We start from the raw sequence: 22495 nt of genomic DNA, 5'->3' as shown, positions 1-22495 counted from the left end.
TCGACGCCGTTCGGGACGACGGAGACGGGAGCCGACACGCCGCGGCGTCTGAGTCTGCTCTCGTCCGCCTCGGTGTAGCAGAACACCACGTCGCCGCATCGAAGGTCCAGCGGCCGGCTGTCCGGAGATACCAGTCGAACAGCCACTCCGGGGCCGTCTGGGAGTACAGCCCGTGGTTCGTTATCGCCAGCGGCGTCGACCCGAGACGTCGGGCTACCGCCGCGAGGTTCGTCGAGAAGTAGAGGTGAGAGTGGGCGTGGACGACGTCGACGGACGGCCCGGACCGGAGGTGCTGCCAGACGCCGGGGGCCACGTCGTTGCCGAGCAGACTGCCCCGACTCGGATACCGGACGACGGTGTAGCCGTCGCGGGTCTCGGTGGCGGGGCCGTCGCCGACGGTGAGGACTGTCACGTCGTGGCCCATCGCCGCCTGGTCACGGCTGAGCGCGTGGACGTGGTAGGGTCCGCCACCGACGACGTCGGGGTAGCACTTCTGTGCGACCCGGAGGATGTCCATACAGTCCACCGTGGACACAGTCGGCCAAAAGGTCTATCGGTCGTTGCTCCCCCGGAGGAGGGCGACAACGTCCAATCCGACCAGCCACAGTTGGCGGACGACTATCTTCAGGTCGAACCAGAACGACTGCCGGTTGATGTACTCTAGGTCGTACCGGAGCTTCTCCTTCGGATCGGTGCTTGAGACGTCGTTGATCTGTGCCAGCCCGGTCAGTCCGGGTTTGACGAACCAGCGCTTGCGCCAGTTGTCCGCCGTCGCTTCGAGGTGTCGCTCCTCGTGGGCCCACGCCGCCCGCGGCCCGACGACGCTCATCTTCCCCGTCAGAATCGACCACAGCTGGGGAATCTCGTCGAGGTGCGTCCGGCGGAGCGGTCCCCCGAGACGGGTGATACGGCTGTTTGTCACGTCCTCACTCGGAGCGGTGTCCTCGCCGCCGGTAGTCATCGTCCGGAACTTGTAGACGGTGAACGTCTCGCCCAAGGCGGCGGTCCGTTCCTGACTGTACAGTACGGGAGCGCCGTCGTCGACTCTGATCGCGAGGGCGATGACGGCGACGAGCGGTGACAGGACGACCAGCGCCGTCGCCGAGAAGACGACGTCGAACAGCCGTTTGAAGAGGTGGTCCTGCGGGTCCCACGGTTCAAGCGTGATGTCGACCAGATCACCGCTCGTGATAGTCGGCGTGAGGACGACGTCGGCGTGGTCGCGGTGGACCCGCGCGGTGACACCGTACTCGTAACAGGTAGCGAGTGCGCCGAAAAACTCACCCCGATCAGGGTGTCCGAACGCCAGTACAGCCGTGTCGACCCCGTGTTCGACGATCACCTCGTCGAGCCGTGAGAGGCCACCCAGCGACGGACACGCGGCGAGCGGTGGCGCGTCGCCGCCGTCGGTGACCTCCATCGTCCGCCGGGTCGACTCGTCGGCGATAGTGACCGACGGCGGAGCGACGTAGCCGGATATCGGGCCGTCGAGGGCCGCATAGACGCGCTGCATCGTCTCGGGGTCGTCGCCGACGACGATCGTCGTCTCCTCCCCTACCTGGGGCCGTCGACGGATAGCGACGAACCACAGGGGGACCGCAACGAGCAGGAGGCCACCGACCACGAGCAGCGTCGACCGGGGGATTCGGTAGGTGTAGTCGAAGTAGCCGACGGTCGCAAGCGCCAACAGCGCCACGAGCGTCCGCTTGACTGCGAGCGTCCAGATGTCGAGTATCCGGCGCGGCTGTGGCTTGTACAACGGCACCAGCGCGACGAGGACGACCAGTGTTGCGACGGTCGCTTCGAGCAGGAACTCCACCCCGACGGCGCGGTCTATCGGGAGCGTCCCGACGACCGGCGACAGTTCGAACACCGCGGTCACCAGCGGCTGATTCGCGGCAGCCATCGCGCCGACGACAAGTGTCACGACGCCGAGGACGCTCAACACACGGTACCGCCAGCCGCTTGCCATCGGTATAGGTACTCGCTGCCGCCGTTATAAGTGCTGGGCGGGCGTCCGACAGGAGTCCGACGATCAGTCCCGCTGTGCGCGGACCGACTGTATCGTGCGGCGGAGACCGTCCTCGAAGGCTACGTCCGGTTCCCAGCCGATTGCGACCTGTATCCGGCTGATATCGGGGCGTCGCTGCTGTGGGTCGTCGTCCGGGAGTGGGTGGTACGTGACCTCGCTGTCGGTGTCGATCAGCGATCGGATGGTCTCCGCCAGCGAGTTAATCGTCACCTCCCGGGTCGATCCGACGTTCAGCACGTCGCCGCCGAGGTCGGGAGCGGCCATCACCGCGCGGAGCGCACGGCAGAGATCACTGACGTAGAGGAACGAACGCGTCTGCGTGCCGTCGCCATAGACAGTGATGTCCTCGCCGTCGAGGGCCTGCGTGATGAACGTCGGGATCACGCGACCGTCGTCGGCCCGCATCCGCGGCCCGTAGGTGTTGAAGATGCGGACGGTCCGGGCGTCGACACCGTGTTGGCGGTGATAGACGGAGGTGATCGTCTCCCCGAAGCGCTTGCCCTCGTCGTAACAGGCGCGGGTCCCACGCGGGTCGACGTTCCCGTTGTACGACTCCGGTTGGGGGTGGACCTCCGGGTCGCCGTACACCTCGCTGGTGCTCGCATAGAGTACGCGGGCGTCGACAGTCGCGGCGAGTTCAAGCACGGACTGAGTCCCTTCGCTGTTGGTCCGGGCGATATCCAGCGGATGGTCCTCGAAGTCGGCGGGGGAGGCCCGCGAGGCGAGGTGATAGATCCGGTCGATGTCGTCGGGGTCGACCGAACCGTCCCGCAGGACCGCCGTCAGGTCGTTTCGAACGTCGGCCCGGAGGAAGGTGAACGCCTCGTCCGCACGGACGTCGTCGAGGTTCCGCTCGCGGCCGCTCGAACAGTTGTCGAGACAGATCACCGAGCGTCCGGCCTCAAGCAGTCGCTCGCACAGGTGACTCCCGATGAACCCAGCACCGCCGGTCACCAGAACCGTCGTCACAACTCCACCTCACTCGAATCGCCGATGTTGAGATGTGTCGGCGTCGCGGTGACGGTCGACCCGTCGCCGACGATGCTCTCGCTGAGGTTGACCTCGACGACCTCCGAGCGAGCGCCGACGATAGTGCCTTTGACTCGGCTATCGACGATGCTTGCGTGGTCGTCGACGCTGACGTACGGACCGACGACGCTGTTGACGATGTCGACATCCTCCCCGATGTCGACCGGCGGGATGACGACGCCGGACTCCGGGTCGGCGGACGTAGGTTCCCGGCGGTCGAGGAGAAGCCGGTTGGCCTCAAGCAACGTCGCCGGCCGGCCGCAGTCGTACCAGTCTTGGACGTCGAACGTCCGGAGCGTCTCCCCCGACTCGACCATCCGGGCGAGGGCGTCGGTCAACTGGTACTCCCCGCCGGCACCGCGGACATCGTTCTCGATAAGATGTTCGAGATGTCCGAACAGACCCGTAGAGTTCTCGATGCAGTAGATACCGCTGATGGCGAGGTTCGACGACGGATCTTCCGGCTTCTCGGTGAGGTCGACGACACAACCGGCGTCGTCGAGCGTGACGATACCGTAGCTCGATGGGTCCTCGACCCGTTTGACACCGAGACTACCGACGCACTCCCCGAGCGCGTCGTGAGCCTCTAAAAACGCCTCGTAGCCACTGTCGAACAGCATATCACCGAGCAGGATACAGACGCTGTCGCCGTCGACCGCGGACCGGGCCTGATAGACGCTGTGTCCCAGCCCCTCGGTCTGTTCCTGGTCGACGAACGTCAGGTCGAACCGGTCGCCGTACGCCCCGGTCACGTAGTCGACGACCATCTCCCGCATCACGCCGACGACGACGACGACGTCGTCGATGCGGCTCTCGACGAGGTTGTCGAGGATGTGACCGAGTATCGGTTTCCCGGCGATTCGGACCAGCGGCTTCGGTTTCGTGTACGTCTGTGGGTAGAGCCGTGTCCCCTGTCCCGCCGCCGGGATGACTGCCTTCATATGTCAGAGACCTTGCGGGCGGACTACTAAGGGCTGTTGGCGTCCGTTCCGCCGCGACCGACTACCGACACCGAGCCAACGGAAAGGCTTATGCCCTGTTACTCAAAACGTGAGTAACACAGATGACGATCATCGTCACCGGCGCCGACGGCTACCTCGGATGGCCGACTACCCTGCGAATCGCAACGATGACGGACGACCGCGTGATCGCCGTCGACAACTTCGGCCGGCGGGAGTGGGTCGAGGAGGTCGGCTCGGTCAGCGCCGTCCCCATCGCCTCGATCGACGAGCGAATCGACGCCGCCGAGGAGGTCCACGGCGTGACGAACCTCTCCTTCGTCGAGGGCGACCTCACAGAGCGGTCGTTCGTCGACCAACTACTGGAGGTCCACGAACCGGACACCATCGTCCACGCGGCGGCCCAGCCCTCCGCGCCGTACTCCCAGATCAACGGCGAGCGGGCGAACTTCACCCAGCACAACAACATGCAGGCTACGCGGAACCTCGCGTTCGGCCTGCACGAACACGGCCTGACCGACACCCACCTGATCGAGACGACGACGACGGGCGTCTACGGCGCGCCGGAGTTCCCCATCCCCGAGGGCGGGGCGACGATGGAGAATCAGGGCGAGACCGACGAGGTACCGTTCCCGGCGATGGCCGGTAGCTGGTATCACCTCACCAAATCCCACGACGCCGCGAACCTGCGGCTGGCACACTCGCAGTTCGACATCCCCATCAGCGACGTGCGGACTGCGATCGTCTACGGGACCGAAGTCGACGAAACCCGCGCGGACCCGCGACTCAAGACGCGCTTTGACTTCGACTACTACTTCGGCGTCGTCGCCCACCGCTTCGCCGCACAGGCGGTCGCGGGCTACCCTGTCACCGTCTACGGCAAGGGCGAACAGCGGAAACCGTTCGTCGCGCTGGAGGACGCCGTCGAAGGGCTCGCCCGACTCGCAGTCACCGACCCCGACGAGCGACCGGCCGACCACGTCGTCTACAATCAGGTCACGCGGGCCATCTCCATCGTCGAGATGGCGAACACCATCGCGGACGTGGGCGACGAGTTCGACTTGGACGTCGCCGTCGAGCACTTCGAGAACCCGCGCGACGAGGACGAGACCCACAAGATGGAGATAGAGAACGACCGCTACGCCGACCTGATCGGCGGGCAGTCGACGACGTTCGAGGAGGGTATCCGCGACGTCTTCGAGAGCCTGACCGAGTACGCCGGGCGGATCGAGGCCCGCGAGGACCGCTTCCTCCCGGGCGTCCTCGAAGACGATGCCGAGTGAGCACGTCCTCGTCACCGGCGGGTGTGGCTACATCGGGAGCGCGCTGGTGCCGCTGTTGCAGGACGACGACGCCGTCGAGGCGGTGACGGTACTGGACTCGCTTTCGGGCGGGTCGCCGCGGAACCTGCTGGAGGCTCGTCTGGGCGAAGACGTGGCCTTCCGCCGGGGCGACGTCCGGGAGTACGGCGACGTCGAGAGCGCGATGCGCGGCGTCGACACCGTCGTCCACCTCGCGGCCATCACGGGCGCCTCGAGCACCCACGACCGCCGCGAGGAGACGTTCGCGGTCAACCGCGACGGGACGACGAACGTCCTCACCGCTGCCCAGAAACTCGGCGTCGACAACGTCGTCTTCGCGTCCTCGTGTAACAACTACGGACGGACGACCGAGACGGACATCGACGAGTCGACGGCGATGGACCCGCTGAACCCATACGCCGAGACGAAAGTCGAGTCCGAACGGGACCTCCGTGAGCACGTCGAGGCGGGTGACTTCGACGGGACGGCCCTGCGGATGAGTACGAACTACGGCTACGCGCCGGGCGTGCGGTTCAACCTCGTCGTGAACCTGTTCGTCTTCCGGGCGCTGACGGGCCGGCCGCTGACTGTCTACGGCGACGGGAGCAACTGGCGGCCGTTCATCCACGCCAGAGACGCCGCGCGGGCGTTCGCCCACGCCGCGACCAACCCCGAGTCGTGGGACCACACCGTCTACAACGTCGGTCCGACCGACGGCAACTACCGGATCAGCGAAATAGCCCAAATCGTCAGCGAGGAGGTCGGCGACGTCGACATCACGTACCTCGAAGACGAACACCCCGGTCCCTCCTACCACTCAACTTCGACCGACTGGGAGAGACCGGGTTCGAACCGAACTGGACGCTCCGGGAGGGAGTCCGTGACCTCGCGGCGACTCCGGGAGAGCCACCACACGGCCACAGACACATGACAGACGACGATACGTTCACGGTCGCAGTGACGGGGGCCGGCGGCTACATCGGGAGCCGCGTCCTCCACGAACTGCAGGATTCTCACCCCGAGTGGGACCTGATCGCACTCGACAACTTCTACCGCGGCGACGTCAGGCAGGTCGGCGAGGTGACCGTCCAGCACGTCGACATCCGCGAGCGCGACCGCCTCGAAGCGGCACTGGACGGCGCGGACCTCGTGATCCATCTGGCGGCCGTCAGCGGCGTCGACGACTGCGAGGACAACCCGGACCTCGCACAGGCCGTCAACGTCGACGGCACCGCGAACGTCGCGTGGTTCTGCCGGAAGCGTGGCGCGGCGATGGCCTTCCCCTACAGTATGGCCGTGCTGGGCGACCCCGGGACGTTCCCCATCACCGCCGACATGCCGCGGGACCCGATGAACTGGTACGGCCGCACGAAGGTCATCGGCGAGCGACTCGTCGAGAGCTACGCCGAGGGCGCGTTCCCGGCCCACCTGTTCATGAAGTCGAACCTCTACGGCGACCACGTCGTCGACGGACAGGTCGTCTCGAAAGGCACCGTGATCAACTTCTTCCTCGGACTTGCGACGGCGGGCGACCCGCTGACGGTGTACGAACCGGGGAGTCAGGCCCGCAACTACGTCCACGTCAAGGACATCGCGCAGTTGTACGTCGACAGCGCCGAACGCCTCCACGAGCAGTTGCGGGCCGGCGAGACGGGCGTCGAGCGCTACGCAATCGGGAGCGACCAGGACCCCGGCGTGATGACCGTCGCCGAACAGGTCCAGTCGGTCGCCGCCGAGTACGGCATCGACGTCGACATCGAACTGGTCGAGAACCCCCGTGCCGGCGAGGAGACGCTGGTCGAGGAGTTCGGCGTCGACACGAGCAAGGCTCGCGAGCAGTTGGGCTGGGAGCCGACCCACACCATCGAGGACGCCATCCGGACGCTGTTCGAGCGGGAACTGGACCGGTAGCGAACCGGGCCAAGGAATTATTGTCCATCTCACGTGTGTCGATGGTATGGAACGGAGAGCCGTCCTCGTCCGCGCCGGTGCGCTCGCGTGCGTCGGATCGGTCGCCGGATGTAACGCCGGTGACAGCGCCGGCGAGGACGACGCAGAGTCGGGCGAACGGAAACTGCAGAAGTCAGTCGAGCCACGACCCCCGGACCGGACACACGCCTACGCCTTCGAGGCCGCGGCCGAGGAGTCGGTCCGGGTCGCCTTCGACAGCGAACAGCCAGCGGCCGGCGCGGCCGTGTTCGACACCGCGACCGGCGCGACGGTGGCCGAACTCGGGACCGGACCGACCGGGCGATGGACTCGGGCCGTCGGCGTCGTTCACGGCCGAGGACGGCGGCGAGTTCGTCCTCTGGACGGCGATGCCGGAGGGAACGGCCCACACCATCAGCGTCGAATCGGGCGCGGACGACGCCGAGACGGTGTCGCCGACGGGGCCGCCGGCCGAGCGGATTCGGTCCGACGTACAGCGGGTTCGGGAGGCCGTCGACGGCGCGACTCCCGGCCTCGAACAGGCGTTCGAGGCGCAGTTCGTCTGGGGGCGGCTCCCCCGACAGAAGTACCGCAGCCTGACTCAGCGCGAGGAGATGGGTACGAGCGAGGACATCGAGCGGGCGCTGTCGGGGCTGGAGCGTGACCTCGACGCCGCCGTCGCCGAGAGCGGCGCGCTCCAGTGGATCGACGACAACGAGGGGCAGTTCGTGACCATCGCCGCCGAGGCCATCACGACGGCGATACAACTCAAACTGGCCGGCTTCGGCGAGTCGTTACAGGGGACCATAGAGGACCAACTATCTGAGTTCGTCGAGGACGTTCTCAGCGCCGAGACGATCAGGGAGTCGCGCCCCGTCGAACTGACAGACGGGACCGAAGCGACCCGAACGCGCCTGTCGCTACAGGGCGAGTTCGACCTCCTCCAGACCGTCCAAGTGGGGATGCCGTGTCTCCTCACGACCACCGTCGAACGCGGGACCGTCCCGCCCGAGACGACGGTCGAGGACGTGAACTTCGAACCGAGTGAGGCGAGCGTCGAAATCGTCTAATCCGTCAGTAGTCGGCGGCGCTGTCGTACTCCCAGATCAACTCGAACAGGCGGTTCAACCCCGCCACGAACGAGGGGTTGTCGGTGACGGCGGCCTGACGCATCGACAGCGGGACGTCCTCCTCCTCGACGAGCAGGATTGCCGTCCCCGAGTCGTACTCCATACTCGGGTCGACCAGCGTCCCGCGGATGGGGAGTTTTGCGGCGCTGAAGCGCACGTCCACCTCGGGGTACGCCGACTGCAGGGTCTCGTAGACCTCGGCCTGTCGCTCGCGGTTCTCCGACTCCAGCAGGTCCGGGTCGAGCATCAGGACGCGCACGTCGACCCCGCGTTCGAGGGCGTCCTCGAAGGCCGGTCGGATCGAGTCGAGGTAGGCGAAGCTCTTGGTGAGGACGGTCACCTCGCGGTCGGCCTCGTTGTACTGTTTTCTGGTCTCGGTCTCGCTGGGGTCGCCGACGTCGACGACGTGGAAGAGGTCCTCCGTGGGCGTGACGTCCTCGCTGGCGCGTTCGAACAGCGGTCCGAACGTCGAGACGAACGCCTCGCGGGTGGACTCCACCTCGTCCCGAAAGCTCTCGTAGGACTGGCGCTCGTTCTCGACGGCGCGGTCGAGGATGGCCTCGGGGTGTTTGGCCTGAAACTCCTTTGGCCGACCGGGGATCACCTCGACGAACCCGCGGTCGGCGAGCGTATCGAGCACGTCGTAGATGCGGGCCCGCGGGATGCCGGTCGCCTCCGCGAGGTTCGGCGCGGTCGAGCGCCCGAGCGTCAGTAGTTCCCGCAGCGCTTGGGTCTCGTACTCCCGGAGGTCGAGCGTCCCCAGTAGTTCCTCGGCGTCGTCGCTCATCGTCAGGGAGGAAGGGAGTCAGGTGGATAAAGCCACTCACTCCGAAGACTCGTCGTTCTCAGCGGCCTCGAAGATGTCCGTCAAAAGCGAGTCCTGTGCCTTCCGGAGGTGTGAATGCAGCGTCGCCGAGGAGATGTCCAGCACTTCGGCGACCTCCTCGGCGTTGGAATCCCGCGGCCAGTTGAAGTAGCCCGCGCGGTAGGCGGCTTCGAGGGCCTCGCGCTGGCGGTCGGTGAGGTCCCCGAGGCGGTCGGCCGGCAGTTCGGCGGGGTCGCCCCCGACGCTCGTCGCGGACTGCTTGCTGAGGACGCGCGTGTCCCCGAACTGCTCGTCGAGGTGGTCGGCCAACGGTCGGACGCGGGACTCGGCGGCGACCGAGGCCTCGTAGCGCGTGCGGCCGCCGTCGGCCCGGACGCCCTCGACGTTCGCGCCGTGGTCGATCAGCGATCCGAGCATCGCGTCGCCAGTCACCTGCCACTCCAGCAGGCCGCTCTCGCGGACGAGGGGGACGCTGCCAGTCGCCGCCGATTCGAGGGCCTCGCGGGCGTCCTCGGCGTCGCTCTCGGGCACGACCAGATAGGCGACAGGGCCGTCGTCGCCGGCCGGGACGACCCCTTCGAGTTCGAGGCCGCCCTCGACCGCCGCGGAGGCGGCGACCAGCGGTTCGGTCTCGTCGGCACAGGCCAACTCCAGCGAGACGACTGTCTCCGCCGAGAGGAGTTGCCGGGTCTCGACGGCGTTGATGGCGTGGCCGATGGTCGCGCCGAGTTCCTCCAGTATCGACTGCTCGCGCTCGCTGACCGTCTCGCGGTCGGTGTACAGCCCCAACGCGCCGTACACCGTCCGGCCGTAGGTCAGCGGGACGACCGTCCACGTCCCGTCGGTGTCCTCCGGGTCGACGGGCGTCAGCGCCGTCTCGGCCGCGTCAGCGGCCTCGATATCGTCGACGTCGGGCGGTGTGGTACCGTCCGTATCGCCGCCGACCGTCCAGCGGTCGGCGTCGCCGGTCCACGTCGGGATATCGGCGATGCAAGCCGTCCGGTAGAGGTCGCGTCGGTGACGCGCGAGCAGACGGTCCGGGCTATCTCCTCGCGGGTCAGCGCCGAGACCAGCGCCTGATTGACCCCGCGGAGGACGGCGTTGAGGTCGTTGACCGTCTCCAGTTCGTCGCGCTGGGTGGCGAGTCGGCGCTCGCGCTCCTTGCGGGCGGTCACGTCGTGGACGACCAGCGTGTTCCCGATGGTCCGGTCCCGCCGGTCGGTTATCGGCGACGTCCTGACCTCGTAGATCCGGTCGTCGCGTTCGACCTCCGCGAGGGCGTCCTCGGTGTCGAAGTCAAGCCGCGACCGCTCGACGAGCAACTCCACGTCGCGGCCGACGGCGTCGGCGGCGTCGCAGTCGAGGACGTCCTCGGCGGCGCTGTTGCAGTAGACGATGCGGTTGGCGTTGTCGACGATGACGACGCCGGCGTCGAGTTGGCTGATCGCCGCGTTGCGGCCCAGTTGCCGGGTCGCCGGCACTAGATCGAACAGTTGCCGGCGGAACAACGCGTAGCCGAACGCGACGCCGGTGACCGCGAAGGCGTATGGCGTCGGGTCGATGGCTGGCCGGTCGGCGAAGACGAACACGTCCGCGGCGCTGGCGACGAACGGCGTGGCGATGCCGACCAGCAACAGCGCCGACTGGTCGGTGTAGAGGTAATCCGACTGGTAGACCAGCCGTATCAAAAGCGCCGCGGCGACGGCGACCAGCAGGTAGGTGTAGACGACTTCCGCCCAGAACAGCGGGCCCCAGACGGGGTTGACCAGCACGAGGCCGCCGCTGTGGACGATGTTGTGCTCGACCCAGAAGAGGCCGTGGAGGGAGTTCGTCCACGTCGCGACGATGATGAACGCCGGAAAGACGAGCAGTGCGGCGACCGTCCGCCGGGAGACGAACTCGTCGTGGCCGGTGTACGCCAGCGCGAACAGCAACAGCCACACCTCGATTGTCCCCGTCGAGAACCAGACCAGTCGGAGCAACACGAGACGCCAGAACCGGTCCGGCGTCAGCAGACCGAGGGCGTAGACGACCGCCCAAAAGGAGAGGACGCCCATCAGGACGACGAACGCGCTCGCGCCGGGTTCCTCGCGGTGCCGGAGCGCGTACAGCCCCAGCGCCGTCGTCAGGACTGCCGACACCGCGAGCGTGCCGACGAGGAGCGTCGCCAGTGCCATCAGCGCTCACCGGCAGCGCGTGCTGCGTGGCTGCTGGACACCCACCAGTTCATACCGAGAGAGAACACGTCGCAGAATAAAACTGTTCTCCTGACGACCAGATTCAGTGACTGGTTCGCCCCGTGATTACTCCACGACGTTGCCCGAGGTGTTCAGCGTCGAGTTTGTCGAGTCCTGCCGGAGCGGATTGGAGGTGAACGCCGCCGCGAAGGCCGCACCCTCGAACGCCGCGATGTGGCAGTTCTCGACGGTCGCCTCGCCGGAGCTGGTGACGGCGACGGCCGCCCGCTTGGGTTCGGTCTCGGCCAAGTACGGCCACTCGGCCGATCCGGTGTGGTAGATGCCCGCCCCGCTGATGACGTTGTCCACCGATTCCGTCCGGGAGTATCGAATCCCCTGCCAGTAGCCGGGTTGGGCCTGCACGCCACGGAAGACGGTGTCGGGGTCGGTCGTCGTCTCCGCGGTGCCGTCGACGGTGAGGCTCCCGTCCTCGGTGACGACGAGGTTCAGGTCCTGTTCGAACCGCATCTCGACGCCGTCCTCGACGGTGACGGCCGAGCCGATTCCGAGCGTGTTGTCGACCTGCGAGGGGAGAATCCGGAACGGGAGGTCCGGCGCGCTCCAAGTGATGTCCTCGCTGACGTTCTCTATCGGCGACTCGACGAATATCTGGTCGGTTTCGTTGCCGGTGGCGCGCACGTCGGTCCCGACCCGGCCGACGGAGTTCGCGTAGAGATACAGCGGCGCCTGACTGTCCCTGACGAGCAATCTGTTCAGCGGCTCGATACGGTTGTTCACCTGCGCGAACAGCCCGTAGCCCGCCGACTGCTCGATCAGCACGTCCCGGAGTGTGAGGCGCGCCCCGCGCAGCGCCTGGACTGCCGAAACCTGCTGTTCGGTCGCGGCCGGGAGTCGGGCACCGCCGGCGTGGCGAATCACGCTGTACTGCAAGGAGTTGGCCGTGCTCTGGGTCCGGTCGTAGGCGATGCCCTTCCAGTAGCCCGCCGTCCCCTGATCGCCCTCGAAGGTGACGAACGCCGCCGGCGGCGACGCCACGTCGTACTCGCCCGGCAGGTCGCTCTCCTCGACAGCTGTCGTCATCTCGCCGGTCACGTAGACACCCTGATTCTGCGCCATCTGGAGAGTCAGCCCCGAGTCCAGGGTCAGCGACCCGAAGACGCCGAAGGTGCCGCTGCGGCCCTGTTCGAGGAGTAGCGGGACGCCGGGGTCAGACCACGTGTGGGCCTCGTCCTCGGGGATAGCGTGGCCGTCGAACTCGTCGGCGAGGACGTGGATCCGGCCGTCGTCGTTCCCGGTGAAACTGTTGTCCGGGCCGACGAGTCGGGCGGTCCGTCCGGACGTCCAGACGGGTGCGGCGTTGTTCTCGAAGGCGTTGCCGTCGAACGTCGGCATCGTCGCGTTCTGCCGGACCCGGACGGCGTAGCGTCGTTGTTCGAGAACCGACAGTCCTCGACCGTGAGACGAGTGTTTCCGGTGACGTGGAGCCCCTGCCCGTCGTCCCGTGCGCCGGCGTCCCGGACGACGACGTTCCGCAGGACGTTCGCCGTCGAGTCGGTCCGGGCGAAGGCGACGCCGGACCAGAACCCGCGCGTCTCCTGTGTCCCGCCGAAAGTGATCGGATCGCCGCCGCCGGCGTCGGCCGTCAGTTCGCCCGTCTCGGCGACCGTGAGGTAGCCGTCGGAGCCGAACTCCATCGCGGTCCCGGGCGCGACCGCCAGCGTCCCGGCGACGGTGATCCCGCCGAGTCCACCGGGGGCGACGGTGTAGGGGACGCCTGCCGGGCCGACACTGATCGTCTCGCCCTCGGGCACCTCCGAGGCGGCGACGACTATCGGTCGGTCGTCGGCGTCGCCGTAGGCCGTCGCCTCGTCGAGGGCCGCCGCCGCCCGAACGGTCCCGCGGAACGCCACCCCCGCGTTGTCGGCGAGCGCGTTGCCCGAGAACGACCCGAACGCGCCCGACTGGGCCACGACGACGGCGTCGCCGGCGGCCCCCCGGACTTCGGTGTTGGTCATCGAGACGATGCCGTCGGACTGCAGGTCGACGGCCGCGACCCTGTCGGTCCCGCCGTTCTCGAGGAGGACGTGGTCGAGAGTCCCGCCGCCGTTGCGGCCGAAGCGTATCCCCTGCCAGTAGCCCGCGCGGTCGGCGGTCCCAGTGAGGACGATGGGCGAGGAACACGACCCCGCGGCCGACAGCGTCCCCTCGATTTGGAGGCTCGCGCCCTCTCCGAAGGCGAGCGTCGTCCCCGGTTCGACGGTCAGCGTCGTCCCCGAGGTGACCGTCAGGAGGCTCTCGACGAGAATCACGTCGGCGTCGCTCCCGAGCGTCGTGTCCGACTCGATCCGCGGCCCCGCTTCGAGCGTCGTCTCGCTCGTTCGCGGGGACTGCTCGCAGGACCCGCTGGGAAGCGCCGACAGCGCTTTCGCTTGGACCGTCGTCGTCGCGCCCACGCCGCCGGTCCCGCCGCCGACGGTGCCCGTGGGCGTCGTCCCGTTCGGGTCCGACTCGTCGTCCTCGTCGTCGCCGCCACTGCCGGTATCGCTGTTACATCCGGCGAGACCGATAGCCCCGGTCGTACCGAGCAGTCCCAGTACGCGGCGTCGGTCGATCACTGTCGAGTCGCCCTTCTCACCACTGTCGCCTGTCATAGATGAGTCGGTCGCCGGACAGGGTGAAGAAACGGACCTCTAGATACGTAGGGTGACGGCGGCCCACGGCGAGAGAGTCTGTCCCACCGGAACGGACGAGTCGCCGTCCACAGGAACGCGCGACGGCGCCCGCCCACAACGTTTATGCTCCCCGAACCAAACACTGTTACTAAGAAGATGAGTAACAATACCGACGAGGACAGTCGCCCCGACGACCACCTATCGGACATCGAGGACGGCTGTGGCTGTGCGGAAGTGTGGGAAGCGACGAGCGAGCGTCGGCAGGCCGAAGCCGACGACTGAGCGGTCAGTTTCTGCGGGGAGGACGAGCGAGCAGGACGGCATCACAGCCGTCCCGGGAGAGATATCCGGACGGCATCACAGCCGTCCCGGGAGAGATACCGACGGCACCACAGCCGTCTCGGTACGGGAATCCCGACGACGCCACAGGCGTTTCGGTAGGGATTTATCCGTGGGTTGGCTTCTCCCAGCCATGAAGGTACTCGTCACCGATCCCATCGCCGACGCTGGCCTCGCGCGGTTACGCGACGCCGGCTACGAGGTGGTGACCGACTACGACATCGACACGGAGGGCGTCATCGACGTCATCGAGGACGTCAACGGCCTGCTCATCCGCGGGACCGAGATAACCCGCGAGGTGTTCGAGGCCGCCGAGGAACTGCGTATCGTCTCCCGGGCCGGTATCGGCGTCGACAACATCGACATCCCCGCCGCCACCGACCACGGCGTCATCGTCGCCAACGCGCCCCGCGGGAACGTCCGCGCGGCCGCCGAACTCACCATCGGCCTCGCGTTCAACGTCGCCACGAACATCCCGCAGGCCAACGAGAGCCTCAAAGGCGGCGAGTGGGACCGCGAGGCGTTCGTCGGCACCGAACTCGGCGGCAAGACGGTCGGTATCGTCGGCCTCGGCCGCCTCGGCCAGGAGGTCGGCCGCCGGTTCGACAACCTCGGACTGGACGTCGCGGCCTACGACCCCTACCTCGGGGAGGACCGCGCCGACCAGATGGACGTCGACCTCTTGGAGTTCGACGAACTGCTCGAACGCGCCGACGTGCTCTCGGTGCAGGCCCGACTCACCGAGGAGACCCGCGGCCTCATCGGCGAGGACCGCCTCGACACGTTCGCCGACAGCGGCGGCGAGTTCGTCGTCCACACCTCCCGCGGCGGCGTCATCGACGAACCGGCGCTGGCCGACGCCGTCGACTCGGGCGCCATCAAGGGCGCGGCCGTCGACGTCTACAGCGAGGAACCGCCGGGCGAGGACCACCCGTTCATGACCGTCGAGAACATCATCACGACGCCGCATCTGGGCGCGACGACCCGCAACGCGCAGGTCAACGTCGCCGTGACCGCCGCCAGCCAGATCATCGACGCCCTGGAGGGTGAACTGGTCCAGAACGCCATCAACGTCCCCTCCGTCGAGGCGACGGCCTACCCGCGCATCCGCCAGTACGTCGACATCGCCGAGACGGCCAGTACCATCGCGATGCGCCTGTTCGAGGGCCGCATCGAGGAGATAGAGATTACCTACGCCGGCGACATCGCGACGAGGACCTCGACTTGGTGACCGCCGCCGTGTTCAAGCCGTACGGGTGGCAGGACCAGGTCGTCAACGCCCCCTCGCGCATCGCCGACCGCCGCGGTATCGACGTGACCGAGAGCCGCCGCCGCGAGACCAAAGACTACCGGAGCCTCGTCTCCATCACCGTCGGCAACGGGGCCGACAGCCTGACCGTCTCCGGGACGCTGTTCGCCGGCGAGGAACCGCGTATCGTCGAGATAGACGGGTTCCGCGTCGACGCCGAGCCCTACGGCCATATGCTCGTCTCGCGCAACACCGACGAACCGGGCGTCATCGGCTTCATCGGCCGCGTCTTCGGGGAGCACGACGTCAACATCGCCAGCATGGCCAACGCCCGCGAGAAGATAGACGGCGAGGCCCTGACAGTGTACAACCTCGACGACCCCATCACCGACGCCGTCATCGAGGCGTTGCTGGCCGACGACCGCATCGTCTCGGTCACGTCCATCGACCTGCAGTAACTCACTGCTCGCTCATCGCTTCGCTCGCCATATTCCGCCCCTGCGCGTTGAGGGCTACCTCCGTCCGGGTGCGGACCTCGTCGACGGCACCGACCTCCAGCAAGTGCTGGTATATTTCCTCGACCTCGTCGACGGAGATGCCGACGAAGTCGGCCATCTCGAACGGCGAGACACCCGAATACAGCGCCATCAGGACCTGACTCTCGACGTCGTCCAGTTCGTAGTCGCCCTCACGGCGTTCGATGACCCACTCGAACAACCGCGCGAGGACCGTCGTGTGGCGCTTGTTGCCAGAGAGGTGGGTCTGGACGCTGCGGCCCTCCTCGTCGGCGTGTTCGACGGCGACGACGGTCCGCTGTTCGCCCATCACCGTCGCGGAACGTTCCTCGACGGTGCCCACGTCGTCGAGCCCACAGGACATCGACTCGCCGCCGGGAAACTGCAGCGAGAAGGTGTCGTCGTCGACGGAGAAGCGGGCTTTCGACCACTCGGCGTCGTCCTGCACGACGCCGCCGACGATGGCCGGGTGTTTGGCGAGGATGACGCCGCCGCCGAGGTTCGCCCGGCAGTACGTCTCGGTGAAGTCCTCGCCGCCGGCGACGACGACGACGGTCGATCCGATGCGGAGGACGACGGCCCCGGTTGTGTCGACGCCCTCGGGGGCGGCGTCATCGCCCGGCATCGTCACCTTGGCGTGGGGGAGCGTCTGTTTCTCGTCGCTGGCGGCGACCACGAGTCGCTTGTTCGTGAGCAGGATACGACAGGAACGCCACGACGGTTCGGGTACCTCCTCGCCGTCCCTGACGGCGTAGCAGTAATCACCGGACGCGTCGAGGAGTTTCTGTTCGTCGCCGCTCATACCGCGTCGTGTAGGACGGTTAGTGACGGAGGGATATATGCTTGTACACCGCGGTCAGGGTAGTGTTCAGATACGCACCGAGCAAAGAGCCTATTTCTGCCGGTCAACCAACCGAATCCTGGCGGACTGAAAGGGCGAGGCCAGTTCCGGGAACCCCGGCGATGTAAGCACTGCAGGCCGCTTGCGGCCGAAGCGCGCAGCGAGTCGCGGGACCGGAACTGGTCGAGGGCTTTCTATCGCTTCTCACTCTTATCTGAACACCATAGCGGTCAGAGCACGACCAGCAGCCCGCCGACCACCGCGAGCGCACCGAACCCGACACAGATGCCCCAGAAGGCGACGCGCCGGACGAGGGCGACGAGCGCACCGACCGTGAGGTAGCCGACGGCCGCGCTGACGGCGACGGCGAGCGCGGCGGGTCCGGGCGGAACCGACGGGACGCCCTCGCTGAGGAACACGACGGCCGCGGCGCCGGCCGCGGCGGGAATCGAGAGCAGAAAGGACAGCTCCAGCGACGTCTCGCCGTCGTGGCCGGCAAGCAACAGCGCGGAGACGGTCGTCCCCGAGCGGGAGACGCCGGGCAGGACCGCGAACCCCTGCAGCGTGCCGACGACGACGGCGTCGAGCAGGCGGGGACGGTCGCGGGCCGCTATCGCGTGGTCGGCCGCGAACCGCTGGAGCAGGCCCGTCCCGACCAACAGGAGACCGACCAGCGCGACGACGACGCCGCCGGACAGCGCCGAGACCAAGTCCGAAATGAGCAGGTAGGCCGTGCCGCCGGTGAGGACGCTCGCCGCGGTGGCGACGCCGAGAAAGGACAGTCGTGCCGTCTCCGCGTCGAAGGCGGTCGCGGGGTGCCACAGCGGCAGGTCCGCGAACAGCGAGGCGAGGCGCTCGCGGTAGAAGGCAGCGGCCGCGAGCGCGGTCCCCCCGTGCAGGAAGAGGCTGAACTGGATCGAGGCCTCCGGGTTCTCCCCGAGGGTCGTCAGCGCGACGGTGAGCGCGCCTTGGCTGGAGACGGGCAGCCACTCCAGAACGCCCTGAATCAGACCGAGAGCGGCGGCGGCGAGCCACGAAATCATCGGTCGTGGAGGCGAAGGCGAGAGTGAAATGTCGTTCGGTCGCGGCCCGAACGTTTTGGTCCTCGGGCTGGTATCGGGGGGTATGACCGACGAACCGACCGGCATCGTCGAACGGGGGCTACACGCGTTCGGGTACGTCGCGGCGTTCGTCCTCTTCGCCGGCGCGCACACGCCGCCGGAGGTAGTCGCCCGCCTCCGGTGGGCCTACCGGACCGTCGGCGTCGAGATAACCGACACCGCGACCGTCGACGACCGCGAACTCACTGTCTTCCGATGTCCCTACCGCCGCCTCGGGGCCGACCGCTGGGGCGCGAAGTGGCTCTGTCACGAGAAACTCGACCGGGTCGACGACGGCTACGTCACCTTCCTCGCGCGCCACCGGGACCTCGACTACCAGCGGCCCCGAGACTGTGATTCCGCGGGGTTCTGTGACGCCGAGTCCTGTTACTCCTCGGTGACGACGATGGGATGACCGACCGCGAGGCCATCGCACGGCAGTTCTCGGGCACGGGGTCGGCCGCCCCCGTCTGGGAGGCGCTCGCGTTGGTCGTCGACACGACCGCTGTCTGAATATGGGCTACTCGCCGTGGTATCTACCGACCGTCGTCGGCGACAGCCAACTGCGGCTGGCGCGGTCTCTCGGCCGCGCCGTGACGCGACGGCTGGGGTACAGCGCCGGCGCGACACTGCTCGACGTAGGCTGTGGCCGCGGCGGCCCGACGGTCGAGTTGGTCGAGCGGTTCGGCTTCGACGCCGTCGGCGTGGACCTCGTCCCGCACAACGTCCGGACGGCCCGCGGGAACGCCGAGCAGACGGACCGGACGGCGGATTTTTGCGTCGGCGACGCCCTGTCGCTGCCAGTCACGACCGACAGCGTCGACGCCTGCGTGGTCGTCGACGCCGCCCAGTACGTCTCTGATACTGCGGCGCTGTTCTCGGAACTGACCAGAGTGACCCGGCCCGGCGGAGTCGTCGCCGTCTCGGACCTCGTCCGGACGGACCCCGACGCGAGCGAGGCGGCGCTGGCCACCTTCGCCGACGCGTGGGATATGGCCGTGCCACAGCCGACGGCCGCACTCCGGGCCGACGCCCGCCGGGCGGGGCTGGTCGACATCGAGACGCGCTCTATCACCGCCGGGAGCGTCGCTCGCTTTCGGCGCTGGGCGGACCTGTTTCTCGCCGCGGTGGGGACGCCGCTGGGACACGTCGCCGAGCGTGCGCTGTCCCGGGAGGGCATCGACCTCGACGCCGTCGTCGAGCAAGTGGCAGCGACGCGGCCGGCGCTCGACGCGGTGGGTCACGCCGTCCTCGTCGGGCGCGTCCGGTGATCACGAACGGACGGGCGTGCGGGCCGCGACGGGGTCGGTCGTCTCCGCGTCGTCGCGCAACCGGTCTGCGTCCAGCCGCGGGACGACCGCTCGGCTGTCGATAGCGGCGACGAATTCGGTGACATCGCGTCGCCGGTGTTCTGGCAGTTCGTCGAGTGGTGACCGAATCTCGCGCAGTCGCTCGGCGTAGGCCGCCCGCAGGTCCGCCTCAACCGGACAACCGGTCGCGTACCGGGAGACTAACAGCGCGCCGAGGGTGTCCTCCGGCGTCTCGTCACCGTCCCGGCCGGCACAGACCAGCGTGACCGGGCCCTCGACCGAGCGGAGGCGGCGACCGACGGCGGCCGCGTTGGTCGTCGAGGCGACGTAGACGTCGGCGTCGGCGGCACGGAGGTCGGCCACCGTCGCGCCGCCGTTGTGGGAGGTCATACTCACGGGGCGGCCGTCGAGGGAGAGCCGATGGGCGTCGCTGGGGGAGTTGAAGAAGTCGTGGTGGGCGTCGGGTTCGTGGCCGTCACCTTCGCCACCGACCAGCGCCTCGGGGTTGACCCGCTTGAACGCCGCCGGGTCACTGCCCGAGAGCGGGACGTGGACGCAGTCGGCGCCGGCAGCCAGCAACTCGACCACCGTCGTCGAGAAGTAGAACACGTCGACGACGACGTAGGTGCCGCCGTGGAACGGCGCGGACAGGTCCGCGCGGGACTGACACAACTCGATGCGGGACGGGGCGAGCGGGTCGGTGGTGGACATCGGCCTCTATCGGCGTTCGGCCCGGCGAGCGCTTGAACCTATATATGAGGCAGAGTGTGTCAACAATAGCCATACCCGACGTGGGGGTAGCCCCCACCGGGCAGCCTTTGGATGGGCGGCCCGTACGCCGGGGTATGTGTGGCCGGATGTCGCTGTTCACGCCCCAGTCGGAGCTGGAACGGCAGTTCTCGGCGACGGCGGCCGAGGCACTCGAGCCGCGGTACAACGTCGCGCCCCGGGAGGACGTCGCGGTGATACGGGACGACGCGCCCGAGACCATCGACCTGCTTGAGTGGGGCCTGCTCCCGTCGTGGGTCGAGGACCCCGAGGAGCACAGTTATCCGATCAACGCCCGCGCGGAGACGGTGGCCGAGAAACCAACCTTCGCCGAGGCGTTCGAGCAGCGTCGGTGTCTCGTGCTCGCGGACGGCTTCTACGAGTGGGCGTCGACGCCGACGGGGAAACAGCCCCACCGCGTCCAGCGGACCGACGGCGACCCCTTCGCGATGGCCGGCCTCTACGAGCGCTGGGAGGGCGACGGCGGCGAGCGCGAGACGGTAACTATCGTCACGACCGAACCGAACGGCGTCGTCGAACCGCTCCACCACCGGATGGCCGTCGTGCTGGACGAGGCCGAACGGGAGACGTGGCTGGGCGAGGCCGACCCCGCGACGCACCAGTCGCTGCTCGGCCCTGCACCGACCGAAGACTGGGAGTCTTACCCCGTCTCGACGCGGGTAAACGACCCCGGAAACGACGACCCAAGCATCATCGAGGAAGTAAATCCCGACGAACAGACGACGTTCGGCGACTTCTGATGAATCACTTGCTGACCGGCCCGCCACGGTGTGGGAAGACGACGGCGCTGGAGCGAACCGTCGAGTGCCTGCGCGCGGACGGCGTCGCCGTCGGCGGCGTCCTGACCCGCGAGCGACGGCGCGACGGCGACCGGGTCGGGTTCGTCTGCCGTGACCTCGACAGCGGCGAGGAGGGGTGGCTGGCGTCGGTCGACCGGGAGGACGGCCCGCGGGTCGGGAAGTACCGTGTCGACAGAGAGACGATACGGGACGTGGTGGTTCCGGCCGTCGAGGCGGGTCGCTCGGCAGACGTGCTCGTGGTCGACGAGATAGCAGCTATGCAGTGTCACAGCGCGGCGTTCGTCGCCGCCGTCGAGAACGCACTGGCCCACGAGACGCCGCTTTTGGCGTCCGTCGCGACCGGGAGCGAGGGGGTCCCCGGCGCGGTCACGCGCCGCGAGGACGTGACCGTGGAGTGGGTCCGGGAGGCGACGCGGGACGCGATTCCGGGACGGCTCTGTCGGTCCGTTTCGACACGGTTATAATAATTCGTGATGGATACGCAGGTATGAGCGGACTGCACCGCGCACGTCGGGAGGGATCGTTCAGCATCAACGATCGGACCGAGGGAGCGGTGCGTGTAGCCGACGACGGTGACCGTCGGACGTTGTATCTCGACGCGCCGGGGATGAGCGACGACGACCGGGCGAGTTACTGGATCAGCGCCGACGACGACGACTTCCGTGACCTCGATTCGATGCGGTGATCAGTCGGCGGCCGCGTTGCTGTTGGCGCCGGCGTCCTCGTAAGCGTCCAGCAGTTCCTGATAGCGGTTCCTGATAGTGACCTCGCTGACCTCGGTCACCTCGGCTATCTCCTGTTGGGTGATCTTCTCGTTGACCAACAGCGCGCCGGCGTACAGCGCGCCGGCCGCGAGGCCGACCGGGGACTTCCCGGAGTGGATGCCCTTCGGGGCGGTCTGGTTGAGGAGGTCACGGGCGCGTCGTTCGGCCTCGTCGGGGATGTCGAGGTCGCTGGCGAACCGCGGGAGGTACGTCGTCGGGTCGGCCGGTTCGATGGCGAGGCCGAGTTCCCGGGCGATGTAGCGGTACGCGCGGGCGTACTCCTGTCGCGGGACGCGGCTGACTGGTTCGAACTCGTCGAGACTGCGCGGGGTACCAGCCTGTCGCGCGGCGGCGTACAGCGACCCGGTGGCCATCGCCTCGATGGAGCGGCCCGGAAGCAGGTCGTCGTACAGCGCCTTTCGGTAGATGACGCTGGCCGTCTCCCGGACGTTCTCGGGCAGGCCAGCGCCGAGGCCATCCGGTCTACCTCGCCAAGCGCCTGCTTGAGGTTGCGCTCGCGGGCACTTTGGGCGCGGAACCGCTCGTCCCACGTCCGCAGGCGCACCATCTGGGAGCGCTTGCGCGGCGACAGCGACGACCCCTTGGCGTCGGTGTCCTGCCAGTCTATCTTCGTCGAGAGCCCCTTATCGTGGAGCGTGTTCGTCGAGGGCGCGCCCACGCGGGACTTGCGGTCTTTCTCGTTCGAGTCGAA

General features: G+C 67.9%; 20 protein-coding genes and 4 pseudogenes. 11 read left to right on the top strand and 13 right to left on the bottom strand.

All coding sequences use genetic code 11. The features are described 5' to 3' along the window. The 4 genes and pseudogenes from GJ629_RS05770 to GJ629_RS05755 form a co-directional block, all read right to left on the bottom strand. Positions 1 to 517, bottom strand: a pseudogene (locus GJ629_RS05770) (glycosyltransferase family 4 protein); the annotation flags it as partial. Between the two features lie 33 nt (positions 518 to 550). After that, on the bottom strand, positions 551 to 1972 hold the full coding sequence (locus tag GJ629_RS05765) for a sugar transferase (RefSeq protein ID WP_157512149.1): 1422 nt from the start codon (positions 1970 to 1972) through the stop codon (positions 551 to 553). Positions 1973 to 2035: 63 nt separating this feature from the next. Next, positions 2036 to 3001, bottom strand: a complete 966-nt coding sequence (locus tag GJ629_RS05760) for an NAD-dependent epimerase/dehydratase family protein (RefSeq protein ID WP_370515801.1) — start codon at positions 2999 to 3001, stop codon at positions 2036 to 2038. Further along, the gene (locus GJ629_RS05755; protein ID WP_157512148.1) at positions 2998 to 4002 is read right to left on the bottom strand and encodes a sugar phosphate nucleotidyltransferase; all 1005 of its coding nucleotides are present in this window, start codon (positions 4000 to 4002) and stop codon (positions 2998 to 3000) included. Before GJ629_RS05755 ends, GJ629_RS05760 begins: the two co-directional genes overlap by 4 nt. A gap of 122 nt (positions 4003 to 4124) precedes the next feature. Here GJ629_RS05755 and GJ629_RS05750 point away from each other — a divergent pair, with 122 nt between their 5' ends. From GJ629_RS05750 to GJ629_RS05740, 3 genes and pseudogenes are all read left to right on the top strand, one after another. After that, positions 4125 to 5303: an NAD-dependent epimerase/dehydratase family protein gene (locus GJ629_RS05750; RefSeq protein WP_157512147.1), complete on the top strand. Its 1179-nt coding sequence runs from the start codon at positions 4125 to 4127 to the stop codon at positions 5301 to 5303. Further along, positions 5293 to 6212, top strand: a pseudogene (locus GJ629_RS05745) (NAD-dependent epimerase/dehydratase family protein); the annotation flags it as partial. The gene GJ629_RS05750 and the pseudogene GJ629_RS05745, both read left to right, overlap by 11 nt. Before the next feature lie 36 nt (positions 6213 to 6248). Then, positions 6249 to 7232 (top strand): NAD(P)-dependent oxidoreductase, encoded by a 984-nt coding sequence (locus GJ629_RS05740; protein ID WP_157512150.1) that lies wholly within the window; start codon positions 6249 to 6251, stop codon positions 7230 to 7232. A gap of 172 nt (positions 7233 to 7404) precedes the next feature. On the opposite strand, the gene GJ629_RS05735 is transcribed toward GJ629_RS05740, so the two are convergent. After that, positions 7405 to 7665, bottom strand: coding sequence for a hypothetical protein (locus GJ629_RS05735; protein WP_157512146.1), 261 nt, complete (start codon positions 7663 to 7665; stop codon positions 7405 to 7407). On the opposite strand from GJ629_RS05735, the gene GJ629_RS05730 reads away from it, so the two are divergent. Next, a complete protein-coding gene (locus GJ629_RS05730) occupies positions 7640 to 8320 on the top strand; it encodes a hypothetical protein (protein WP_157512145.1) in 681 nt (226 codons plus the stop codon). The genes GJ629_RS05735 and GJ629_RS05730 overlap by 26 nt on opposite strands. A 4-nt stretch (positions 8321 to 8324) precedes the next feature. Here the strand turns inward: GJ629_RS05730 and GJ629_RS05725 are convergent, their stop codons facing one another. The 4 genes from GJ629_RS05725 to GJ629_RS05710 all read right to left on the bottom strand — a co-directional run bounded on the left by GJ629_RS05725 (position 8325) and on the right by GJ629_RS05710 (position 14055). After that, the gene (locus GJ629_RS05725; RefSeq protein ID WP_157512144.1) at positions 8325 to 9167 is read right to left on the bottom strand and encodes a TrmB family transcriptional regulator; all 843 of its coding nucleotides are present in this window, start codon (positions 9165 to 9167) and stop codon (positions 8325 to 8327) included. Positions 9168 to 9203: 36 nt separating this feature from the next. Further along, complete coding sequence (locus GJ629_RS05720; protein WP_197428455.1) at positions 9204 to 10007, bottom strand: bacterio-opsin activator domain-containing protein; 804 nt, start codon at positions 10005 to 10007, stop codon at positions 9204 to 9206. Between the two features lie 65 nt (positions 10008 to 10072). Beyond that, positions 10073 to 11383, bottom strand: a complete 1311-nt coding sequence (locus GJ629_RS05715; protein WP_157512142.1) for a histidine kinase N-terminal 7TM domain-containing protein — start codon at positions 11381 to 11383, stop codon at positions 10073 to 10075. Between the two features lie 1163 nt (positions 11384 to 12546). Further along, on the bottom strand, positions 12547 to 14055 hold the full coding sequence (locus tag GJ629_RS05710) for a hypothetical protein (RefSeq protein ID WP_157512141.1): 1509 nt from the start codon (positions 14053 to 14055) through the stop codon (positions 12547 to 12549). A gap of 177 nt (positions 14056 to 14232) precedes the next feature. On the opposite strand from GJ629_RS05710, the gene GJ629_RS17535 reads away from it, so the two are divergent. Further along, entirely contained in the window at positions 14233 to 14358 is a 126-nt protein-coding gene (locus GJ629_RS17535) for a hypothetical protein (RefSeq protein WP_255475214.1), read from the top strand. 190 nt (positions 14359 to 14548) lie between these two features. Then, positions 14549 to 16122: pseudogene (serA, locus tag GJ629_RS05705) on the top strand (phosphoglycerate dehydrogenase). Position 16123: 1 nt separating this feature from the next. Here serA and GJ629_RS05700 read toward each other — a convergent pair. Then, the gene (locus tag GJ629_RS05700; RefSeq protein WP_157512140.1) at positions 16124 to 16981 is read right to left on the bottom strand and encodes a CheF family chemotaxis protein; all 858 of its coding nucleotides are present in this window, start codon (positions 16979 to 16981) and stop codon (positions 16124 to 16126) included. A 269-nt stretch (positions 16982 to 17250) separates the two neighbouring features. Beyond that, positions 17251 to 18063, bottom strand: coding sequence for an undecaprenyl-diphosphate phosphatase (locus tag GJ629_RS05695; protein ID WP_157512139.1), 813 nt, complete (start codon positions 18061 to 18063; stop codon positions 17251 to 17253). An 82-nt stretch (positions 18064 to 18145) separates the two neighbouring features. Here GJ629_RS05695 and GJ629_RS05690 point away from each other — a divergent pair, with 82 nt between their 5' ends. Both GJ629_RS05690 and GJ629_RS05685 read left to right on the top strand, forming a co-directional pair. After that, the gene (locus GJ629_RS05690; protein ID WP_157512138.1) at positions 18146 to 18535 is read left to right on the top strand and encodes a hypothetical protein; all 390 of its coding nucleotides are present in this window, start codon (positions 18146 to 18148) and stop codon (positions 18533 to 18535) included. 100 nt (positions 18536 to 18635) lie between these two features. After that, positions 18636 to 19391 (top strand): class I SAM-dependent methyltransferase, encoded by a 756-nt coding sequence (locus GJ629_RS05685; protein ID WP_157512137.1) that lies wholly within the window; start codon positions 18636 to 18638, stop codon positions 19389 to 19391. Here GJ629_RS05685 and GJ629_RS05680 read toward each other — a convergent pair whose 3' ends face one another. Further along, the gene (locus tag GJ629_RS05680; RefSeq protein ID WP_157512136.1) at positions 19392 to 20141 is read right to left on the bottom strand and encodes a 2-phosphosulfolactate phosphatase; all 750 of its coding nucleotides are present in this window, start codon (positions 20139 to 20141) and stop codon (positions 19392 to 19394) included. A 134-nt stretch (positions 20142 to 20275) separates the two neighbouring features. Here GJ629_RS05680 and GJ629_RS05675 point away from each other — a divergent pair, with 134 nt between their 5' ends. Genes GJ629_RS05675 through GJ629_RS05665 form a run of 3 tightly spaced genes read left to right on the top strand, consistent with a single transcriptional unit; the run spans position 20276 to position 21704 of the window. Further along, a complete protein-coding gene (locus tag GJ629_RS05675; protein WP_157512135.1) occupies positions 20276 to 20959 on the top strand; it encodes an SOS response-associated peptidase in 684 nt (227 codons plus the stop codon). Further along, positions 20959 to 21483 carry a nucleoside-triphosphatase gene (locus tag GJ629_RS05670; RefSeq protein WP_157512134.1) on the top strand — a complete coding sequence of 175 codons (525 nt, stop codon included), beginning with the start codon at positions 20959 to 20961 and terminating at the stop codon, positions 21481 to 21483. Before GJ629_RS05675 ends, GJ629_RS05670 begins: the two co-directional genes overlap by 1 nt. A 23-nt stretch (positions 21484 to 21506) precedes the next feature. Next, on the top strand, positions 21507 to 21704 hold the full coding sequence (locus tag GJ629_RS05665; protein WP_157512133.1) for a hypothetical protein: 198 nt from the start codon (positions 21507 to 21509) through the stop codon (positions 21702 to 21704). Here GJ629_RS05665 and GJ629_RS05660 read toward each other — a convergent pair. Further along, positions 21705 to 22495 (bottom strand): annotated as a pseudogene (locus GJ629_RS05660) (transcription initiation factor IIB family protein); the annotation flags it as partial.

Origin of the sequence: Halapricum sp. CBA1109 (assembly GCF_009741825.1) — an archaeon.
Classification (GTDB): domain Archaea; phylum Halobacteriota; class Halobacteria; order Halobacteriales; family Haloarculaceae; genus Halapricum.
The sequence above is the reverse complement of the archived record's forward strand: the minus strand, read 5'-3'. Positions and strand labels throughout refer to the sequence as shown.